The following is a 17,825-nucleotide window of genomic DNA, read 5'->3' on the forward strand; positions in this document are numbered from 1 at the left end:
TGGGTAACGAAGAGGCGACAAACGAAAAGGGCGGCCCGTTGCCGGACCGCCCCTTCCAAATTCTGCCGTGAAGCAGAAGCTCGATCCCGGCCCGAGCCGGGATGAGTCCCTCGCGCTAACGCGCTCAGGCTTACTTGATCTCGACGGTCGCGCCGGCTTCTTCAAGCTGCTTCTTGATCTTCTCGGCTTCGTCCTTCGACACGCCTTCCTTGACGGCCTTGGGAGCCGACTCGACCAGCGTCTTGGCTTCGGTCAGGCCGAGCGCGGTGATCGCACGGACTTCCTTGATGACGTTGATCTTCTTGCCACCGTCGCCGGTGAGGATCACGTCGAACTCGGTCTGCTCTTCAGCAGCCGGGGCAGCAGCGCCACCGCCAGCAGCAGGAGCCGCGGCAACAGCAGCGGCAGCCGAAACGCCCCACTTCTCTTCGAGCAGCTTCGAGAGCTCAGCGGCCTCGAGGACGGTGAGAGCCGAAAGGTCGTCGACGATCTTGTTCAGGTCAGCCATGGTAAACTCCATTCAATTCAATGTGTTGAAAACGAAATCTCGAAACAAAACTTACGCGGCGTCCTTCTCGGCATAGGCCGAGAGCACGCGCGCGATCTGCGCTGCAGGAGCCTGCGTGATCGTTGCGAGCTTGGTAGCGGGTGCCACCAGCAGGCCAACGAGCTTGGCACGCAGTTCGTCGAGCGACGGCAGCGAGGCGAGTGCCTTGATGCCTTCCGCGTCGAGCGCCTGAGTACCCATCGCGCCGCCGACGATTTCGAACTTGTCGTTCGTCTTGGCGAAATCGATCGCAACCTTGGCAGCGGCGACCGGATCGATCGACGATGCCAGGCCCACCGCACCAACCAGCAGCTCGTCAAGCGAGCCGTAGTTCGTGCCGTCGAGTGCGATCTTGGCAAGCTTGTTCTTCGAGACCTTATAGGTCGCGCCGGCTTCGCGCATCTTGTTGCGCAGGACAGTCGACTGGGCGACGGTCATGCCGAGATTGCGGGTGACAACCACCACGCCGACCTCGTTGAAGGTGCGGTTCAGTTCGGCGACGGCTTCGGCCTTTTGAGCACGATCCATGCCATTCTCCTCATATGAGTCTCCCTCGCGGGAAACCCGGTTCACTGATGTCCGAGGGAGCATGATCGTCGCGGCCGGGATATCCCGGGCATGACCCGAACGCGCTGCCGAGAGCGGGGTTCGGTGAAAAATCTGTCCCCGTCTTGGCTGGAAATTAAGACCGGCAAATCCCGGTCACCAACTGTCTCGGACGGTTTCCTGCCGAAGCAGGAGGCGCGCATTTAGCGGGAATGGGGGGAAAGTCAACGCCACGGCGCGTGGCCGGCTGGTAACCACGGCGATCGGAGCCATGAGCCGAAACGCTCCGCCGCGTCGACGGGCCGATGGGCGGCCCTAACATTTGCCGGTGAGGCCGGCGCCGATCTCGCACTAACAGCCCAATATCAACCTCTTGTGGATTTTGACATGGGTACGCAGTTCGACCGCTATTATTACGACCGGGCCGAGGCGGAGCTGGAGCGGGCGCAGCGTGCCGAGCATCCGGCGGCAGTTCGGGCGCATTACACGCTCGCGGGCTATTATCTGGATCTGTTCTATGGCGCACCCGAGGGCGTGGACTCGCAATTCGCTGCGCAGCTGGCGACCTGATCGCGCACGCGACACCGTCGGCTAACCGATGACGATTGCGGCTCCTTTCCGTGCGGCCAGACCGTACGCGGGCGAGCGCCGTCAATTGGTTCACCGATGCGAGTACGCCCATCGTTTGGATGGACCCGAAGGGCGCGTGATCGCAGTGTCGCTCGACGATTCCGGTGCCGTGCGCCGGCCCTATCGCAATGGCGCCATGCTGGGGGACGCGCTCTCGTGCCATCGCCGGTTGTGGAACCGCGCTTGAAGCTTGAACAGCGCTCAAATACCGAAGTAATTCGCAATGCTGATCCATGTTATTACTGACCTATATCAGTATCGGGAACGAAGCATCTTCCTTGTTGTTGGATTATCGCAACGGGAGTATTTCACATGAAGCACACACTTTTCTGCGCGGGATCGCTCGCGCTCGTCACGGCATGCGCGCCGATGGGCACCGATACGACCGATACCGCTGCGCAAATGCCCGCCGATGCGACGCCGACCGAGGCGATGCCCTATGTGGCGATGGCCGGATCCAGCGACATGTATGAAATCGAATCCTCGCGTCTGGCGCTGCAGCGCGCGCCCAGCCCGGCGGTGAAGCAGTTCGCGCAGATGATGATCGATCATCACACGATGACCACGCAGCAGGTGATGCAGGCTGCGCAAGCTGCCGGTCTCACTCCGCCGCCACCGATGCTGCTCCCACCGCAGCGCGCGATGCTCGAAGAGCTCCAGCCCGCAAATGGTGCCGAATTCGAGCGGATGTACCTCGATCAGCAGCGCATGGCGCACCGCATGGCGCTCGCGCTGCACCAGAATTATGCAAGCGGCGGCGACACGCCCCAGCTGCAACAGGCGGCCACCGCCGCGGTTCCGATAATCCAGCGCCATATCGACCAGCTGCAGACGCTTCCCGGCGGCTGAGCTGGGGCGGGGCCTAGCTGGGCAGAGTAGCCAGCAGGACCCGCGCCTCCGCCGCCTCCGGCGATTCATACGCGCCCTGCGCAACCGGGATTAGCATTCGCCGCGCGGCTTCGGTGGCGCCGCGTTTCGCCAGCGCTTCGCCGAGCAGCAGGCGCGGGCCGGGGGCTGCGGGGACGAGGTCTACGGCTTTCATCAGCCCTTCGACCGCGACGTCGGGCGGGGTTTCGCCGGCATCGGCGAAGCTGCGGTAATAAAGGATCAGCGGGAGCGGGCTTTCGGGGTTTTCGCGGATGGCGCGGGCGATCGTCGCGCGCGCGCCCTTGAGACCCGCGGCGCGATTGGACGCGGCGAGCGCGAGACCGACCTGGCCGGCGCCTTTCCAAGCCAAGGCGTCGGTGCTTTTCGGGTCGATCGCCAGCGCGCGATCGGCGGCGGCGGCGCATTCGAAGGGGTGGCCGCTGCGGCATTCGGCTTCGGCGAGGAGCAGCTGGGCCTCGCGATTGTTCTTATAGCGCCGCGCGTCCGTGCGCAGTTTCTCCAGCCATTGATCGCGCTCGCGAACCGCGACTGTACGGAGCGAGGCGAGGTCCGGATTGGCGGCGGGCGGGACGGTGACGCGCGGGCCGAGCTCGAGCTGGCCCTTCACGAATGCCGCCTGGCCCTCGGTCAGCCGCCGCACGATCGGCTCCTCGGCGCGGCCGGCGGGGAAGTTCACCCGCACATAGGGCACCTTGCGATTGTCATAGGTGGTAAGATCGCGCTGGAGCTTCTCCAGATCGCCGAACGCCGCCGCGGCCTGGGCCATGGTGTATCCAGAAGCGATCTTGGCGAGATAGGCGCGCAGCTGCTGGCGGCGCTCATCGTTGAAGAACAGCATGTGGGTGAGCACCCAGGCATGATAGGGCGTCCAGCGCTCGCCGGCCTTTCTGTCACCCAGATATTCGCCGGTCAGGACCTTGGCCGCCGGATAGCGCAGGTGATTGTCGAGCACGCGCGTATAATCTTCCGGCGGGCGGCCGAATTCGATCTCGCCATCGGCCTTTACCGCGACAGTCGCCAGCAGCTCGCCAAAGCCATCGACATACCAGCGCGGATAGGCGTTGGGGAAATAGGTGAGCAGATAATGCTGGGCATAGCCGGCATAGACGCGGTTCTCGGCGGGCAGCCGCACCGACAGCGCGTTGATCTTCACGGAGAGATCGCCCGGCGCGACGAACTGGATATTCTGGCCGGTATAAGGAAACAAAGCGAACGAGCCCGCTTCGGCCGACGGCCCCATGCCGGGCGGCAGCACGGGTTCGGGCGTAAGCTGCGCGCCGCTCAGGAAGCCGCTAAGGTCGCTGCCGCGCTGGAGCTCGACATCCTGATCGTAGCGCGAGCTGGCCATTACGGCGCCGTCCTCGCGGGGATCGTAATAGCGCGCGTTGCGGAACGCCTGGGAATAGGGGCCCGGCTGCGATCGCGTGTTTCGCAGCCGCATAGCGGCGAACTCGACATCGTCACCCACCAGCGTGATGCGCAATTTCACCGTGGGATCGGGCTGCTCGACGCGATCGAGAAGCGCGGAGAGCAGGAAATGCAACCGCTCGAGATTGTTGGCGATGCGGACGAGATCGCTTTCCTTCCCATCGCTGAGCACGGTGACATGATCGGTCTCGGCCAGCCGCCAGTTGCTCGGCGCCTCGCGCGTGCCCGTTACCGTGACGGTGTCGTCCCGCTGGGTCTGGGCCTGGACCGGGATCGCAGCCAGCCCGGCTATTCCCACCGCCAGCATTGCACGCATGCCCAGCATTTTCCCTCTCCCACATTCGGTTAGCGCTAATTTTGGTTAGCGCTAACATGCATTCAAACGTTGCGGGAGGGAAGGGGCCAACATGCTTGACTAGTAGGATTTGGCGGTGGAACCCTGGGCGATGTCAGACAGGAAACTTCGCCAGGCCGGGTATTGCGCGGCCTTTCTCAAGCAATTGCGCCGCACGGGCAATGTCAGCCTCGCGGCTGAGGCGACCGGGATGCATCGCCAGACGCTGCAGCGCTGGCGCGCGCGCGACGCCGACTTTGCGAGCGAATGGGACGCGGCAATCGCCTTTGCCGAAGCGCATTTGCTCGAAGCGGGGACGCAGCCGCCCACGGGCGACGCCGCGGTGACGCGCGGCGGCGAATATAGCGTGCGGGCAACCCGGGGGCGGCGGATGCAGGTTCGCCGTGCTGCGCCGGGCCTGCTGACTCCGGCGGGCGAGCGGACTTTTCTCGCGCATCTCGCGGCGACTGCCAATGTGCGGCTGTCGGCGGCGGCGACGGGGATCGGCTGGAACGCGATCTATGCGCGGCGGCGCAACTCGGAGACCTTCGCGCGCGAGATGGAGGGGGCGTTGTCCGAAGGCTATGATCGACTGGAGCTTGCGCTGTTTGCGCGCGCGATCGCATCGCTGGAACCCGATGGCTCCGATCTGAGCGGCTGGCGCGAAGATGCCGATGCCGCACCCGAGCCGCTGGAGCGCATGACGCCCCGCGAGGCGCTGCTGCTGCTTGGATACCGGCGACCGAACATGATCGAGGGACGGCGGCATGGCAGCGCGCGTTCGCTCTACGCGAGCGAGGAAGAGACCGACGCTGCGCTCGGCAAGGCGCTGGATCTGATAGAGAGGCGCCGGGCGCGGCGCGGGGAATGAGGGAGCGACAGCGCGGGAAGGGCACAAAGCAAAAGGGCCGGAGCTTGCGCCCCGGCCCTTCCGATTTTCTGCTTGAAGCCAGGCTTAGGCCGCGGCGACTTCCGCGGTGTCGACCTTGACGCCCGGGCCCATCGACGAGCTCATCGCGACCTTGCGAAGATACTTGCCCTTGGCGCCCGCGGGCTTGGCCCTGACCACTGCATCGACCAGCGCATCGAAGTTCGCACGCAGGTCTTCCGCCGGGAACGACGCCTTGCCGATGCCCGAATGGATGATGCCGGCCTTTTCGACGCGATACTCGACCTGACCGCCCTTGGCAGCCTTGACCGCGCCCGCAACGTCCATGGTGACGGTGCCGAGCTTGGGGTTCGGCATCATGCCCTTCGGGCCCAGGATCTTACCCAGGCGGCCGACCAGGCCCATCATGTCGGGCGTGGCGATGCAGCGATCGAAATCGATCTTGCCGCCCTGGATGGCTTCCATCAGGTCTTCGGCACCGACCACGTCTGCGCCCGCTGCCGTGGCTTCTTCAGCCTTGGCGCCCTTGGCGAACACGCCGACACGGACATCCTTGCCGGTGCCCTTGGGGAGCGTGACCACGCCGCGGACCATCTGGTCTGCGTGACGCGGATCGACGCCGAGGTTGAGCGCGACTTCGACGGTCTCGTCGAACTTCGACGTCGCGTTCGACTTCACGATCGCGATCGCTTCGTCCACGCCGTGGAGCTTGTTCGCATCGACCGACCAGGTCTTCTGCTTCTTGCTGAGCTTTGCCATGGTCTTAACCCTCCACAACCTGGAGGCCCATCGCGCGTGCGGAGCCTTCGATGATCTTGGTAGCTGCGTCGAGATCGTTCGCGTTCAGATCCTTCATCTTGACCTGGGCGATCTCCTCGAGCTTCGAGCGCGCGATCTTGCCCGCGGAAACCTTGCCCGGCTCCTTCGAGCCCGACTTGAGGTTCGCAGCCTTCTTGATGAGGTACGACGCCGGCGGCGTCTTGGTCTCGAACGAGAAGCTCTTGTCCGCATAGACGGTGATCACCGTCGGAATCGGCACGCTCTTCTCCTGATCGCCAGTGGCGGCGTTGAAGGCCTTGCAGAATTCCATGATGTTCACGCCGCGCTGACCCAGAGCAGGGCCGATCGGGGGCGAGGGGTTCGCGGCGCCGGCCGGCACCTGCAGCTTGATATAGCCGGTAATCTTCTTTGCCATGTCACTCTCTTTCTGCGACCCGGGGGCAAGCCCCGAGCCGGATCAAGTTTAGCGGTACAGACGGACGCTGGTTGAGGGCGCCCTCCCGCAGGGTTTCCATTGCCAATGCGTTGGAAGGGCGCGCGGTTAGCGCAAATATGCGGGGCTTGCAATGTAGGATTTGGCTTGCAAGCTACTCGCGAATGGCCCGACCATTCACACACGAGCATGCGCTCCAGAATCACGCCTTCCTAAAGGCGCTCGCCCGCACCGGCAATATCCGCCTCGCCGCCCACCAGACCGGGCTGAAATACGGCACCGTCCAGCATCGCCGCCGGCACCATCCGAGCTTCATGCAGCAATGCGATGCCGCGCTCGCCTTGGCACATGCCGCTCCAATTCCCGCAGAACCTCGAGCCCCACTTCCCGGCGGTCCATCATGGAGTGCAACCGTTAACGGCGTTCATGCGGAGACGAGTTCGTACTCCGTGCAGAAAGGCGACGAGATTCACTGAAGTCCCGAGTGGGCGCCTGACCTAACGAGCGTCCGCTTTTAGGCGCAAACCGCGCCGACTGGAACGACGGCAAGTGAGGCGCTAAGCAGACTATTGACCGTAGCTCGTCGGCGAATGTCAAACCTCAGCGGAAACCACTAAAGCCCGATCTTATTCAGCGCCGAGGCCAGTTCCTCGCTCACCATGGCCTCATCCTTCGGCGTAAGCCGGTTGAGTGCGGTCTGGATGCGCTTCTGCGCGACCTGGAGCGTTTTGTGGCGGACTTCGCGGGTGAGGTTGGTGCGCCAGGCCGGGCTTTCGCCGAGCAGGGCGGCCCATTTGGCTTCCTCGGCGGCGAGCAAAGCGAGGGCGAGGCGGAGGCCGTCGCGCTGGCCGCGGGCATGGTCTTCGGTCATCGGCTGGCTCCTCACCCCAAGCGGTTCCAACGAAAAGGCCGGAGCTTTCGCCCCGGCCCTTGCGGCATTTCATCGAAGAGGCGCGCGCGGCTTATTTGATGCGCTCGACATCCTCGAAGCCCAATTCCAGCGGCGTGGCGCGGCCGAAGATCGAGATCGAGACCTTGACGCGGCTCTTGTCGAAGTCGAGCTCCTCGACCACGCCCGAGAAGGTCGCGAAGTTGCCGCTGGTGACCTTGACCGTGTCGCCGATGTCGTAATCGACGCTGACGCGGGCCTTGGGCGCGGCGGCGGCTTCTTCCTTGGTGTTGAGGATGCGCGCGGCTTCGGCTTCGCTGATCGGCTGGGGCTTGCCCATGCTGCCGAGGAAGCCGGTCACCTTCGGCGTGTTCTTCACCAGGTGATAGATGTCGTCGTTCATGTCGAGCTTGGCCAGGACATAGCCCGGGAAGAACTTGCGCTCGGACTGGATCTTCTTGCCGCGGCGAACCTCGGTGACGGTCTCGGTCGGGACTTCGACCGATTCGACCAGGGCGTCGAGGCCCATACGCGTGGCGTCGGCCAGGATCTGATCGCGGACCTTGCCCTCAAAGCCCGAATAAGCGTGGATGATGTACCAGCGCGACATGTGGTTTCCTTGGGATTACTTGGCGAGGCTGAGCAGGAAGCGGACGAACACGTCGAAGCCCGAATCGATGAGCATGAAGAACAGGCCGAGCAGCGTGGTCATGATGACGACCATCACGCCGGTCATGATCGTCTCGCGGCGCGAAGGCCAGACGATCTTCTTGGTCTCAGTCTGGACCTGTTTGACGAATTCGATTGGATTGGTCTTCGCCACCTTGGGCCTCGCAAAAAAAGGTCGGTTCCGCTGCGGGGCATGGGTCCGCCGCCGCTTCCTTGTCAGGAACCGGCGAATACCCATCACGCTATCGGATTGGGCCGGATATCTAGCGATGGTTTCGCGGGTACGCAAGCCGCGTCGTGGGGCGGCGGCAGGCGGGGGCAGGGCGATGTGAGCGACGGCGCAGAGGCCCACGCACGTTTGAATAAATGCCCCGAACAGAAATGGGCGCCCCGACCGAAGCCGGAGCGCCCAAGTATTTGGCTAAGCTAGCCGAAAGCCGATTACGGGCTGTCGGGCGAATCGTCGACGATGTTGATCACGCCGGTCAGCTCGAGAACGCCAACAACGCCCACGATGCCGAGGACGAAGAACAGCGGGTTGATCGGGCCAACCTGCTTGCTGTCCTTCTTCATCGAAGTCACGGCGCGCTTCTGGCCGAGGCTGAGGGCCGAAGCCGAACCTGCCTGAGCTGCGGTGGCGGAAAACACCAGAGCAGACGCAGCGGCAGCCGCTGCAAATTTCTTGAACAAGATAACCTCCCTTATCATCCAGCGTCCGACGAGAATCGTGCGCTCAGGTCATGTATTAACAGGATTCGATCCTGGCATCAACCCGCTACGGAAACAAAGTTAAATCAACGCTACCGCAGCGAATCCTCCGACGAGCAATATCAGAAAACCCCAGGCGAACAAGTTGAGTCGTTCTTCGATAAAGGTTTGGACTGGGGCGCCAAAACGCTTGAGCAGAGCCGCAATTGTAAAAAAACGTGCCCCGCGTGTAATCGTCGCGAGGATAACGAACAGCGCGAAGTTGAAATGGGCGATGCCGCTGGCAATGGTCACCAGCTTGAAGGGGATGGGGGTCAGTCCCTTAAGCAGAATGATCCAGGCGCCATATTCGTTATAGGCGCCGGTGTAGGCGACGACCTTATCCTGGAGATGGTAGAGGTTGACCACCCATTGGCCGACGCTCTCCATCAGGAACATGCCGATGAAATAGCCGAATATTCCGCCGAGCACCGACGAGACGGTGCAGACGGTGGCGATCAGATAGGCCTGTTCGCGGCGCGCGATGACCATCGGCACCATCATCGCATCGGGCGGGATGGGGAAAAAACTGCTTTCGGCAAACGACACCACGGCAAGCGTCCGCAGCGCATGGCGATGGTGCGCCATGCGCAAGACCCAATCATACATTGCGCGGAACATTCGGGCCTGGGTCCGATCCTATGAGATGGCAGGGGCGCTCGGATTCGAACCGAGGGCCTTCGGTTTTGGAGACCGACGCTCTAACCAACTGAGCTACGCCCCTGTGCGGTTCGCGCCTGTAGCGGGCGCACGCGGCGTGGGCAAGGGCCTCAAGCCGCGACGCTTCCCCCGAGCGGGCGCATCGCCAGGGCGCGGGCTTCGTGGGTGGGGAGGGGGCGGCCGAAATAATAGCCCTGGACCTTGGTGCAGCCGAGCCCCTGGACCATGAGGTGCTCGTCCTCGGTCTCGACGCCTTCCGCGGTGGTGGCCATGCCCAGACTGTTGGCCAGGGCAACGACGGCGCGGATGATTGCGATGGCTTCCTTGGTGCCCTGCGATGCGCCCTGGACGAAGCTGCGGTCGATCTTGATCGAGCTGAAGCGGGTGCGCGCGAGATAGCCGAGGGACGAATAGCCCGTGCCGAAATCGTCGAGGCTTAGGCGGATGCCGAGATCGAGGATCTTTTCGAGCACTTCGATCGCCACCGTGCCTTCGCGCATGAACACGCTTTCGGTGACTTCGAGTTCGAGGCGATCGGCCGGCAGTCCCGATTGCGCGAGCGCCTGCGCGACCATGCCGACAAAGGCGGGATTGTAGAGCTGCTCGGGGCTGACATTGACGGCGACGCGGACGGGGATATCCCAGCGCGCGGCTTCGTCGCAGGCGGTCCGCAAAACCCATTCGCCGATCGGGGCGATCAGCCGGGCCTCTTCCGCGAGCGGCACAAACTTGGCAGGGGAGATGTTGCCGAATTCGGGGTGCGTCCAGCGGAGCAGCGCCTCGAAGCCGGTGAGCTGTCCCGTGCCGGCATCGACCACCGGTTGATAATTGAGGTGCATCTCGCCATTCTCGACGGCGCTGCGCAGCGCGATTTCGAGCACGCGGCGTTCTTCGGCGGCCATGTGGAGCTGGGGCTCATAGGCGTGGAAAACGCCGCCGCCGGCGTCCTTCGAGCGATAGAGCGCGAGATCGGCCGAGCGAATCAGCATCTCGGCAGTACGGCCGTCGCGCGGGCCGGTGGCGAGGCCGACCGAGCAGCCGATATAGAGCGTGTGCTGATCGACTTCGTAGGGGTCGGAAAGCTTGTCGATGATCGCCTGGGCGAGGCGCTCGGTGCGCGCGGTATCGGTCGCGTCGCGCACGACCACGGCAAACTCGTCGCCGCCCAGACGTCCAATCATTTCGTTCTGCGTCATCAGCTGCTTGAGCCGGTCCGACACGCGGCCCAGCAGGCGATCGCCCATCGGGTGGCCGAGCGTATCGTTGACTGCCTTGAAGCGATCGAGATCGATCATCATGAAGGCGCAGCGCGAGCCCCATTTCTCGGCCTCGGCCATAGCGTGTGCCAGGGTCTCGTTGATCAGCAGGCGATTGGGCAAGCCGGTGAGCGTATCGAAGCGCGCCATCTTGTTGATCTTGTCGGCGGACTTGCGCTGCTCGGTGACGTCCGAGCCGACGCCGCGGAAGCCGCAAAAGCCACCGCCCTCATCGAAGCGCGGCGAGGCAGAGATTTCCCACCAGCGCTCATCGTCATTGACGATGACGGGCAGGAGGATGTCGTGGAAGGGCTCGCGCGCCTTCAGCCGGTCGGCGAGTTCGCGCAGGCCGGCGGCGAAATTGCCGGCTTCCCAGGTCGGTCCGGCGAGGACCTGGAGGAAAGGCGTGCCGTTGATCGTCTTGGGATCGGCGCCGAGCGACAAAGCGAAGCGTGGATTGGCGCGGATCACGCGGCGCTGCGCGTCGATTTCCCAGAGCCAGTCGGCGCCCGAATCCTCGGTTTCGCGCAGCAACAGGCTGACGGTCTCGTCACGCTCGGCGATGGCCATCTCGCCGGCGCGGATGACGACCAGCGCCTTGCCGCGACCGAAAGTCGCCATGATGAGGAGAACGGTGAACAGCGCGGCGGCGGCGGCGAGGACGGGGCTGGCGATCAGCGCGAGCGTGGTGACGATCGAGGCGCCGACGATCGAAACGAAGGCGATCGTCGCGAGCGGCAAGGCGGCCATCGCCACTGCGGACGCGGTCATCAGCAGCGAGAGGATGATCCACAAGCCGAGCGCGGCGCTGGCGTCGGCCAAATGCCCGAAGGCTAGCGGTGGGATCGACCAGACGGCACCGAGCGAAATTCCGTCGAGCACGGTCTCACGCACGTCGCGCAACGTTGCGGTGACGGCGGAGCGATGGCGTTTGGAAAGCCGACGAAAGGCGACAGCGAGGCCTACGGCAGCGGAGAGCGCGCCCCAGCTGGCCAGCTGCCATAGCGGCACCAGCGGCGCGAGGATGAGGGTGATGAGTGCAGCGCCGATCAGATTGGCCGCGAGCATGAACATGGCGAGCTGGCTGCCCGCATGCATCTGCGCGGCGCGGATCGGCCCCCAATCGGTGGTGTCCGCCGGATCGTACAGACCAAGCAGCGCACGCGCATCGATGCGCGGCCTAGCGAATTGGGAAGTCGTCTGGCGTGTCACGCTCCGGGATGTACCGGAGGGGAGGTTAGCGAGTGGTTAGGTTTGGGGGCTGGAGGGAGGAATATTTTTTGGCATCGTAGACGTCTCACAAACCTTCTTCCGCCAGGGGAAGGATAGTGCAGCTTGGCGCTCCAGCGCCTAGCGGAGGTTGGATGAGGGTTCGGGAGCTATGGGGGCGATAGCCCCTCATCCAGCTTCGACTAAGGCCGGCCGAAGAAGCTGACCCAAGTCTTCGCAACCGCTCCCTATTGGAGAGGGGCAGGGAGGCTTACGCCGCGAGGTCGTAGGGCTTAATCTCGCCGTTGAGATAGAGGTTGCGCGCCTTGGCTCGCGAGAGCTTGCCCGAACTGGTGCGGGGCAGGGTGCGCGGGGGGACGAGCTCGATCACGCAGTTCATGCCGGTGACGGTGCGGACGCGTTCGCGGATTTCTTCGCGGAGGCGGACGCGTTCACCTTCGTCCGAGGTGCGACATTGGACAAGAACCGCGGGGGTCTCTTCGCCGCCGGGGGTGGTGATCGCGAAGGCGGCGACGTCGCCCTGCTTGAAGGCCGGCAGTTGCTCCACGGCCCATTCGATATCCTGGGGCCAGTGGTTCTTGCCGTTGATGATGATCATGTCCTTCGCCCGGCCGACGATGTAGATATAGCCGTCCGACAGATAGCCCATGTCGCCGGTATCGAGCCAGCCATCGACCAGGCAGGCGTCGGTCGCTTCCTGATCGCGGAAATAGCCGACCATCACGCTGGGGCCGCGGCACCAGACCTTGCCGATCGCCTTGTCCGGAAGCGGAGTGCCGTCTTCCTCGCGGACCTGGATTTCCATGTCGCGCGCGGCCTTGCCGCAATTGACGATGGCACGGTAGCGCTGGGGGCGATCCTCCCGCGAGACGCCGCCCGAGAGCTGGGTTTCCTCGACCAATTCGACCTGGATGCCTTCGCCCGGGGGCATGATCGACACTGCCAGCGTAGCTTCGGCGAGGCCATAGCTGGGGACGAACGAGCTGGCCTTGAACCCGGCATCGGCGAAGGCGTCGACGAACGCCTGCATCACGTCCGGACGGATCATGTCGGCGCCGTTGCCGGCGACGCGCCAGCGGCTGAGGTCGAAGCGGTCGCCGGCCTTGGTCTGGCTCGACATGCGGCGCGCGCAGATATCGTAGCCGAAAGTGGGCGAATAGCTCATCGACGTGCCGGGATTGCGGCTGATCAAATCGAGCCATGCCAGCGGACGGCGGGCGAAATCCTCGGTCTTGAGATAATCGCACGAAACCTGATTGGCGATGAGCCCGAGCAGGCAGCCGACCAGACCCATGTCATGATACCAGGGCAGCCAGGAGATGACGCGGTCGCCCTCCTGCAAAAGCATGCCATGCGAATGCGAGGAGAGATTGTGGAGCAGGGCGTTGTGCGTGATCGCGACGCCGTGCGGGAAGCGAGTCGAGCCGCTCGAATATTGCAGATAGGCAATGTCCCAGGTGTCGGCCTTGGGCAGATCGACTTCGGGAGCCTCGCGGCCCGCGAACTCGTCCCAGGCTATCCCATCGACGCTGCAGACGCGCGCGGCCTCGGCGCACATCGCCCCGATCTCGGGCGGATAGATCAGCATCATCGGATCGCTGCTCTTCAGCTGGACCGAGAGCTGATCAATATAGCTCTGCGCCCCGCCGAAGCTGGTCGGCAGCGGCAGCGGCACCGGCCAGGCGCCGGCATAGACTGCGCCGAAGAACAGCGAGGCGAATTCCGGCCCGGTTTCGGCGATCAGCGCGATCCGGTCCTTGGGCTTGACCCCGGCGGCGATCAGCCGGCGCGCCTGCGCCAGCGCATCGGTGCGCAATTCGGAAAATGGGTAAGGGCGCACCAGCGTGCCGCGCGCATCATGGAAATTGAGCCCGCGAACGCCCTGCGCAGCATAATCCAGCGCCTCGCCCAGCGTGGGGAAGTCGGCCAGACGACGCGGCAGCGTGTCATCGGTCGGCGTCGCAATCGGCTTTGCCTGATCCGCGCTCATTTCGTGCGATCCCGAAACTTCAGAATTCATTCTTTTGTCCGTGCCCCTGTCTAAAGGCTCGCCGTGCCCCCACGGCGCGAAAAAACTTCTTCTGGCCTCTGCAATGCACTGGCGTTCAAAATCCGTTGCCACTGTGGCACAATCATGGCCGATGCGCCGCGGCAAACGCCCCCTTGAGCCCCTCAAGCCCTCCGATCTGGAGTGGTTCGCGCTGCGCTATGTCGAGCGCTACGCCACGACGCGAGGCAAATTGGGCGACTATCTCCGCCGCAAAATTCGCGAGCGCGGCTGGGGCGGGGAGACCGATCCCGACGTGACGGCGCTCGCTCAGCGCCTCGCCGATCTCGGTTATGTTGACGACCGCGCCTTTGCCGAATCCCGCGCCGGGGCGATGGGAAGGCGGGGCTTGGGCGCGCGGCGGGTGACGCAGGCGCTGCGTTTCGACGGCATCGAGGAGGAAGATGCCGCGGCGGTTGCGCCGATCATCGAAGAAAATGTTGCCGCCAGCGCGATCGCTTTTGCCCGGCGCAAACGTATCGGCCCATTCGGGCGAGAGGCCGCCGACCGGCCTTTGCAGGAGAAGCAAGTCGCGTCGATGATGCGCGCGGGGCATGCGCCGGGGCTGGTCTGGAAGATCGTGCGAATGGTTCCTGGCGATGATCCCGAAGCACTGCTCGAAGACTGATTAAGATGCATTGATACAAAGCAATTCCATTTCTGGAAAATCTTGTGTTAAGTTCGCGGCTGGGGGACAATGAAAATGCGTGCTGACCCGCAGCTTGCGTCGAGGGACTTCGCCATTGCGGCACCGGTCAATGATGCTTTCGATGCCGATATGGCGTCGGAAGATCAGGTCTATTCCGGTACAGTCAAATGGTTCGACGTTACCCGGGGCTTCGGATTTCTGGTCGCCGATGACGCGAGCGTCGGTGATATCCTGATACACTTCACTGTGCTTCAGGAGCACGGCCGCCGTAGCCTGCCCGAGGGGGCGCGGGTGGAGTGCACTGCCGTGCAGCGCAATCGGGGCCTGCAGGCGCGCGAGATCAAGTCGATCGACCTGAGCGAAGCGATAGAGGCGCCCAAGCGCCAGCCCGAACGCGCCGACCGGCTCGAGATGATCGCCGCGGCCGGGCCGTTCGAGGCAGTCGAAGTAAAATGGTTCAATCGGCTTAAAGGTTACGGATTCCTGGTGCGCGCCAGCGACTCGGCCGATATATTCGTCCATATGGAGACGTTGCGGCGCGCCGAGATCGAAGAGATCGAGCCCGGCCAGCCCCTGAGGGCCCGCATCGTCGATGGCGACAAGGGGCCGCTCGCGGTGGCGGTCGAAAGGACCAGCTGAGTATCATGATTTCGAAGCGCGGGTTTAAGGCGGCGTGTGCCGCAATGGTGCTGCTCGGCAGCACGGCATGCAAGACCGATGCGGGGGCGGCCGCGAGCGCCGACCAGAACGCGGCCAAGGTGACTGTGACGGTTCAGACCGCAGGCGGCCCGCGCGTGTTCAACGTCGATGTAGCGCGCACCTCCGCCGAGCAGGAGCGCGGGCTGATGTTCCGCACCAATATCCCGGCGGACGGCGGCATGATCTTCACGCCCTATCCGGCAGCGGGCGGCGGGCCGCGCGAGGCGAGCTTCTGGATGAAGAACACGCCGAGCCCGCTCGACATCGTCTTCATCCGCCCCGACGGCACGATCGCCGCGATCGCCGAGAACACCGTGCCCTTCTCGGAGACCCCGGTGAAATCGGGCGAGCCAGTGAATGCCGTGCTCGAGATCAATGGCGGCAAGGCCGCCGAGCTGGGGATCGCGCCGGGCGACAAGGTCACCTGGCCGGGGCAGGGGCGGTAGGTTCCTGTCAAAGGTATCGGCTAATTATCTAGTCGGTACCGCGCTGGTCGGTGAGTTGCCTTGGCTTTGGCCGGAAGAACCGATCCCAGGCCCAGGAATAAGCGCGGTTCTTTCTGGCGCGCACCGCGCGCCGCGAGCGCCGCTGGCGCGTCTTCCAGCTATTGATCCAATAGATCGCGGCTGAACTGATCAGGGCGATGGTCAGCACAGCCCATAAAACTGCCCATATAGAAGCCGGAATCAGTTCCCAATGAAGTCGCATCGAGCCTCCCCGGGGCTCCTTTCTGCTAACTTATGCGAACGTGCAAGAAGCGGATGGGCTGTGCGCCAGTGCGCTGCGTTTCATTATGGGGTCGAATGTGGGGACGCCGAACGCGGCGACTTGCGCTTCGTCATTGCCTCGCTCACCGCGCGCGGCTAATCCGCCCGGCATGGGTATCTTCAAGAATGTCTTCACCTGGTGGGAAGGGGCCACCTTCGGCACCTGGGTCGGCTTGCGCGGCAAGGACCGGGTTGGCCAGGATGCGCTCGGCAACGTCTATTGGCAGGGCGGACGCGACGTGAACGGGCTTACCCGGCGCTGGGTGATGTATAACGGCGCGAACGATGCGAGCCGCGTGCCCGCCGAATGGTTCAGCTGGCTGCATCATCAGATCGACGACGTGCCAGATGTCGCGCTGCCGGCGCCGCGCGTGTGGGAAAAGCCGCCCGAACCTAATATGACCGGCACCGAGCTAGCGTATCGCCCGCCCGGCGCGCTCGAAAAGGGTGCGCGGCGCGCCGCGGCCACGGGCGATTACGAGGCCTGGACCCCCGGCGCATGAGGCCAAGCGGGCCGTTCGTTGCCGGACTGCTGGCGCTAGCGACGGCCGCATGCACCGGCGGCGGGGGCACGGGCAACAATGCCGCGGCCGACGAAGTGGTCACGACGGGCGAATCGCGCACGGACGGCACCGAAGTGATCTCGGTGCGCTCGGATGCGGCAGCCGAGGATGCGGCGGCGACGCCGATGGCCGATCGCGTTGCAGTCCTCGGGCTCCTCAACAAACGCAACGGCGTGACGCGCGAATTCAAACTCAAGCCCGGCCAGGCGACGCAGATCGACAATGTCATCGTGCGCCTGCGCGCGTGCGAAAAGACCGCGCCCTGGGAGGCGGACCAGCTGACCGGCGCATTCGTCCAAGTCGACGTCCAGCAGCTCGACAAGAAATGGTATCGGGTGTTTTCGGGCTGGCTCTACAAGGAGCGCCCGGCGCTCAACGTGGTCCAGCACGGCATCTACGATGTGTGGCCCAAGAGCTGCGAGATGACCTTCAAGGAAAGCGGTGCCGATACGGTCACGGCGCCGTCGGGCGGCGGATCGTCGCGGTCCAACGCGAAGAAATCGCCATCGACAGACGGCGCGCCCGATGCGAGGCCCGCCGCGGAATCGCCAAGCGCGCCCGCCAGCAACGCGACATAATCGTCGCGCGGGACTTCGACTGCGCCGAGCGAAGCCAGATGATCGGTCTGGAACTGGCAATCGAGCAGCGTGAAGCCGCCGGCCTTCAGCCGCGCAACCAGATGCGCGAACGCGACCTTGGATGCGTCGCGTACGCGGGTGACCATCGATTCGCCGAAGAATGCGCGGCCCAGTGCCAGCCCGTATAGCCCACCCGCCAGCCGGTTGCCGTCCCAGCACTCGATCGAATGCGCGAAACCGCGGCGGTGCAGTTCGACGAAGACGCGCTCGATCGGGCCATTGATCCAGGTATCGGGGCGGTCGCTCGCGGATTCGGCGCAGAGCTGCATGATCCGCTGGAATTCCTGATCGACAGTGACGCGGAAGCGGTCGGCGAGGATCGTCTTCCGGAGCGTGCGCGAAAGGTGGAACTGGTCGAGCGGCATCACGCCGCGCAGCTTGGGCTCGACCCAATAGACGCTCGCCGCCAGCCGATGATCCGCCATCGGGAACACGCCCATCGCATAAGCGCGAAGCACGAGGCCGGGATCGAGTTCCAGCTGGGGGGGAATCGGATGGCTCATCGCTTCATGCCTGATAGCAAACGCAGCCAGCCA

22 protein-coding genes, 1 tRNA gene and 1 pseudogene are annotated in these 17,825 nt (G+C 64.2%); 9 read left to right on the forward strand and 15 right to left on the reverse strand.

The features are described from left to right. Positions 1 to 130 precede the first annotated feature (130 nt). Complete coding sequence (gene rplL, locus ACZZZM_RS09675; RefSeq protein ID WP_463594891.1) at positions 131 to 508, reverse strand: 50S ribosomal protein L7/L12; 378 nt, start codon at positions 506 to 508, stop codon at positions 131 to 133. Positions 509 to 559: 51 nt separating this feature from the next. Further along, positions 560 to 1,075, reverse strand: a complete 516-nt coding sequence (gene rplJ, locus ACZZZM_RS09680; RefSeq protein ID WP_463594892.1) for a 50S ribosomal protein L10 — start codon at positions 1,073 to 1,075, stop codon at positions 560 to 562. A 405-nt stretch (positions 1,076 to 1,480) separates the two neighbouring features. On the opposite strand from rplJ, the gene ACZZZM_RS09685 reads away from it, so the two are divergent. Together ACZZZM_RS09685 and ACZZZM_RS09690 are read left to right on the forward strand one after the other, a co-directional pair. Then, positions 1,481 to 1,663, forward strand: coding sequence for a hypothetical protein (locus ACZZZM_RS09685; protein WP_463594893.1), 183 nt, complete (start codon positions 1,481 to 1,483; stop codon positions 1,661 to 1,663). A 372-nt stretch (positions 1,664 to 2,035) separates the two neighbouring features. After that, positions 2,036 to 2,572, forward strand: a complete 537-nt coding sequence (locus ACZZZM_RS09690; RefSeq protein ID WP_463594894.1) for a DUF4142 domain-containing protein — start codon at positions 2,036 to 2,038, stop codon at positions 2,570 to 2,572. A 13-nt stretch (positions 2,573 to 2,585) separates the two neighbouring features. Here the strand turns inward: ACZZZM_RS09690 and ACZZZM_RS09695 are convergent, their stop codons facing one another. Beyond that, positions 2,586 to 4,364: a tetratricopeptide repeat protein gene (locus tag ACZZZM_RS09695; protein WP_463594895.1), complete on the reverse strand. Its 1,779-nt coding sequence runs from the start codon at positions 4,362 to 4,364 to the stop codon at positions 2,586 to 2,588. Positions 4,365 to 4,485: 121 nt separating this feature from the next. Here ACZZZM_RS09695 and ACZZZM_RS09700 point away from each other — a divergent pair, with 121 nt between their 5' ends. Continuing rightward, on the forward strand, positions 4,486 to 5,244 hold the full coding sequence (locus ACZZZM_RS09700) for a hypothetical protein (RefSeq protein WP_463594896.1): 759 nt from the start codon (positions 4,486 to 4,488) through the stop codon (positions 5,242 to 5,244). Between the two features lie 84 nt (positions 5,245 to 5,328). On the opposite strand, the gene rplA is transcribed toward ACZZZM_RS09700, so the two are convergent. Continuing rightward, complete coding sequence (rplA, locus tag ACZZZM_RS09705) at positions 5,329 to 6,021, reverse strand: 50S ribosomal protein L1 (protein ID WP_463594897.1); 693 nt, start codon at positions 6,019 to 6,021, stop codon at positions 5,329 to 5,331. A gap of 4 nt (positions 6,022 to 6,025) precedes the next feature. Continuing rightward, the gene (gene rplK / locus ACZZZM_RS09710) at positions 6,026 to 6,457 is read right to left on the reverse strand and encodes a 50S ribosomal protein L11 (RefSeq protein ID WP_463594898.1); all 432 of its coding nucleotides are present in this window, start codon (positions 6,455 to 6,457) and stop codon (positions 6,026 to 6,028) included. Between the two features lie 182 nt (positions 6,458 to 6,639). Here rplK and ACZZZM_RS09715 point away from each other — a divergent pair, with 182 nt between their 5' ends. Continuing rightward, positions 6,640 to 6,951 (forward strand): hypothetical protein, encoded by a 312-nt coding sequence (locus ACZZZM_RS09715; protein ID WP_463594899.1) that lies wholly within the window; start codon positions 6,640 to 6,642, stop codon positions 6,949 to 6,951. Between the two features lie 137 nt (positions 6,952 to 7,088). Here ACZZZM_RS09715 and ACZZZM_RS09720 read toward each other — a convergent pair whose 3' ends face one another. The 8 genes from ACZZZM_RS09720 to ACZZZM_RS09755 all read right to left on the reverse strand — a co-directional run bounded on the left by ACZZZM_RS09720 (position 7,089) and on the right by ACZZZM_RS09755 (position 13,946). Then, complete coding sequence (locus ACZZZM_RS09720) at positions 7,089 to 7,346, reverse strand: hypothetical protein (protein WP_463594900.1); 258 nt, start codon at positions 7,344 to 7,346, stop codon at positions 7,089 to 7,091. Between the two features lie 91 nt (positions 7,347 to 7,437). After that, positions 7,438 to 7,974 (reverse strand): transcription termination/antitermination protein NusG, encoded by a 537-nt coding sequence (gene nusG / locus ACZZZM_RS09725; RefSeq protein WP_463594901.1) that lies wholly within the window; start codon positions 7,972 to 7,974, stop codon positions 7,438 to 7,440. Between the two features lie 15 nt (positions 7,975 to 7,989). Further along, a complete protein-coding gene (gene secE, locus ACZZZM_RS09730; protein WP_463594902.1) occupies positions 7,990 to 8,187 on the reverse strand; it encodes a preprotein translocase subunit SecE in 198 nt (65 codons plus the stop codon). A 287-nt stretch (positions 8,188 to 8,474) separates the two neighbouring features. Beyond that, on the reverse strand, positions 8,475 to 8,723 hold the full coding sequence (locus tag ACZZZM_RS09735) for a hypothetical protein (RefSeq protein ID WP_463594903.1): 249 nt from the start codon (positions 8,721 to 8,723) through the stop codon (positions 8,475 to 8,477). Positions 8,724 to 8,822: 99 nt separating this feature from the next. Continuing rightward, positions 8,823 to 9,389, reverse strand: a complete 567-nt coding sequence (locus ACZZZM_RS09740; RefSeq protein WP_463594904.1) for a YqaA family protein — start codon at positions 9,387 to 9,389, stop codon at positions 8,823 to 8,825. 38 nt (positions 9,390 to 9,427) lie between these two features. After that, positions 9,428 to 9,504 (reverse strand) — tRNA-Trp (locus tag ACZZZM_RS09745). A 46-nt stretch (positions 9,505 to 9,550) separates the two neighbouring features. After that, complete coding sequence (locus ACZZZM_RS09750) at positions 9,551 to 11,908, reverse strand: putative bifunctional diguanylate cyclase/phosphodiesterase (protein WP_463594905.1); 2,358 nt, start codon at positions 11,906 to 11,908, stop codon at positions 9,551 to 9,553. Between the two features lie 268 nt (positions 11,909 to 12,176). Beyond that, positions 12,177 to 13,946, reverse strand: a complete 1,770-nt coding sequence (locus ACZZZM_RS09755; RefSeq protein ID WP_463594906.1) for a fatty acyl-AMP ligase — start codon at positions 13,944 to 13,946, stop codon at positions 12,177 to 12,179. Between the two features lie 121 nt (positions 13,947 to 14,067). Here ACZZZM_RS09755 and ACZZZM_RS09760 point away from each other — a divergent pair, with 121 nt between their 5' ends. From ACZZZM_RS09760 to ACZZZM_RS09770, 3 genes are all read left to right on the forward strand, one after another. Further along, positions 14,068 to 14,601 (forward strand): regulatory protein RecX, encoded by a 534-nt coding sequence (locus ACZZZM_RS09760; protein ID WP_463594907.1) that lies wholly within the window; start codon positions 14,068 to 14,070, stop codon positions 14,599 to 14,601. Positions 14,602 to 14,751: 150 nt separating this feature from the next. Next, entirely contained in the window at positions 14,752 to 15,261 is a 510-nt protein-coding gene (locus tag ACZZZM_RS09765) for a cold-shock protein (RefSeq protein WP_463596418.1), read from the forward strand. Positions 15,262 to 15,305: 44 nt separating this feature from the next. After that, positions 15,306 to 15,767 carry a DUF192 domain-containing protein gene (locus ACZZZM_RS09770; protein ID WP_463594908.1) on the forward strand — a complete coding sequence of 154 codons (462 nt, stop codon included), beginning with the start codon at positions 15,306 to 15,308 and terminating at the stop codon, positions 15,765 to 15,767. Between the two features lie 28 nt (positions 15,768 to 15,795). Here the strand turns inward: ACZZZM_RS09770 and ACZZZM_RS09775 are convergent, their stop codons facing one another. Beyond that, positions 15,796 to 16,029 (reverse strand): hypothetical protein, encoded by a 234-nt coding sequence (locus ACZZZM_RS09775; protein WP_463594909.1) that lies wholly within the window; start codon positions 16,027 to 16,029, stop codon positions 15,796 to 15,798. A 169-nt stretch (positions 16,030 to 16,198) separates the two neighbouring features. Here ACZZZM_RS09775 and ACZZZM_RS09780 point away from each other — a divergent pair, with 169 nt between their 5' ends. Both ACZZZM_RS09780 and ACZZZM_RS09785 read left to right on the forward strand, forming a co-directional pair. Beyond that, complete coding sequence (locus tag ACZZZM_RS09780) at positions 16,199 to 16,591, forward strand: NADH:ubiquinone oxidoreductase subunit NDUFA12 (protein WP_463594910.1); 393 nt, start codon at positions 16,199 to 16,201, stop codon at positions 16,589 to 16,591. 185 nt (positions 16,592 to 16,776) lie between these two features. Beyond that, positions 16,777 to 17,010, forward strand: a pseudogene (locus ACZZZM_RS09785) (DUF2155 domain-containing protein); the annotation flags it as partial. A gap of 35 nt (positions 17,011 to 17,045) precedes the next feature. Here ACZZZM_RS09785 and aat read toward each other — a convergent pair. Further along, entirely contained in the window at positions 17,046 to 17,792 is a 747-nt protein-coding gene (gene aat / locus ACZZZM_RS09790; protein ID WP_463594911.1) for a leucyl/phenylalanyl-tRNA--protein transferase, read from the reverse strand. Positions 17,793 to 17,825: the final 33 nt, after the last annotated feature.

This window comes from Sphingomonas sp. AC522 (assembly GCF_979258125.1).

Bases quoted from the DNA above. Each gene is read 5' to 3' on its own strand.
- rplL (WP_463594891.1), bottom strand. From the start codon at position 508: ATGGCTGACCTGAACAAGATCGTCGACGACCTTTCGGCTCTCACCGTC.
- rplJ (WP_463594892.1), bottom strand. From the start codon at position 1,075: ATGGATCGTGCTCAAAAGGCCGAAGCCGTCGCCGAACTGAACCGCACC.
- ACZZZM_RS09685 (WP_463594893.1), top strand. From the start codon at position 1,481: ATGGGTACGCAGTTCGACCGCTATTATTACGACCGGGCCGAGGCGGAG.
- ACZZZM_RS09690 (WP_463594894.1), top strand. From the start codon at position 2,036: ATGAAGCACACACTTTTCTGCGCGGGATCGCTCGCGCTCGTCACGGCA.
- ACZZZM_RS09695 (WP_463594895.1), bottom strand. From the start codon at position 4,364: ATGCTGGGCATGCGTGCAATGCTGGCGGTGGGAATAGCCGGGCTGGCT.
- ACZZZM_RS09700 (WP_463594896.1), top strand. From the start codon at position 4,486: ATGTCAGACAGGAAACTTCGCCAGGCCGGGTATTGCGCGGCCTTTCTC.
- rplA (WP_463594897.1), bottom strand. From the start codon at position 6,021: ATGGCAAAGCTCAGCAAGAAGCAGAAGACCTGGTCGGTCGATGCGAAC.
- rplK (WP_463594898.1), bottom strand. From the start codon at position 6,457: ATGGCAAAGAAGATTACCGGCTATATCAAGCTGCAGGTGCCGGCCGGC.
- ACZZZM_RS09715 (WP_463594899.1), top strand. From the start codon at position 6,640: ATGGCCCGACCATTCACACACGAGCATGCGCTCCAGAATCACGCCTTC.
- ACZZZM_RS09720 (WP_463594900.1), bottom strand. From the start codon at position 7,346: ATGACCGAAGACCATGCCCGCGGCCAGCGCGACGGCCTCCGCCTCGCC.
- nusG (WP_463594901.1), bottom strand. From the start codon at position 7,974: ATGTCGCGCTGGTACATCATCCACGCTTATTCGGGCTTTGAGGGCAAG.
- ACZZZM_RS09740 (WP_463594904.1), bottom strand. From the start codon at position 9,389: ATGTATGATTGGGTCTTGCGCATGGCGCACCATCGCCATGCGCTGCGG.
- ACZZZM_RS09755 (WP_463594906.1), bottom strand. From the start codon at position 13,946: ATGAATTCTGAAGTTTCGGGATCGCACGAAATGAGCGCGGATCAGGCA.
- ACZZZM_RS09760 (WP_463594907.1), top strand. From the start codon at position 14,068: ATGCGCCGCGGCAAACGCCCCCTTGAGCCCCTCAAGCCCTCCGATCTG.
- ACZZZM_RS09765 (WP_463596418.1), top strand. From the start codon at position 14,752: ATGGCGTCGGAAGATCAGGTCTATTCCGGTACAGTCAAATGGTTCGAC.
- ACZZZM_RS09770 (WP_463594908.1), top strand. From the start codon at position 15,306: ATGGTGCTGCTCGGCAGCACGGCATGCAAGACCGATGCGGGGGCGGCC.
- ACZZZM_RS09775 (WP_463594909.1), bottom strand. From the start codon at position 16,029: ATGCGACTTCATTGGGAACTGATTCCGGCTTCTATATGGGCAGTTTTA.
- ACZZZM_RS09780 (WP_463594910.1), top strand. From the start codon at position 16,199: ATGGGTATCTTCAAGAATGTCTTCACCTGGTGGGAAGGGGCCACCTTC.
- aat (WP_463594911.1), bottom strand. From the start codon at position 17,792: ATGAGCCATCCGATTCCCCCCCAGCTGGAACTCGATCCCGGCCTCGTG.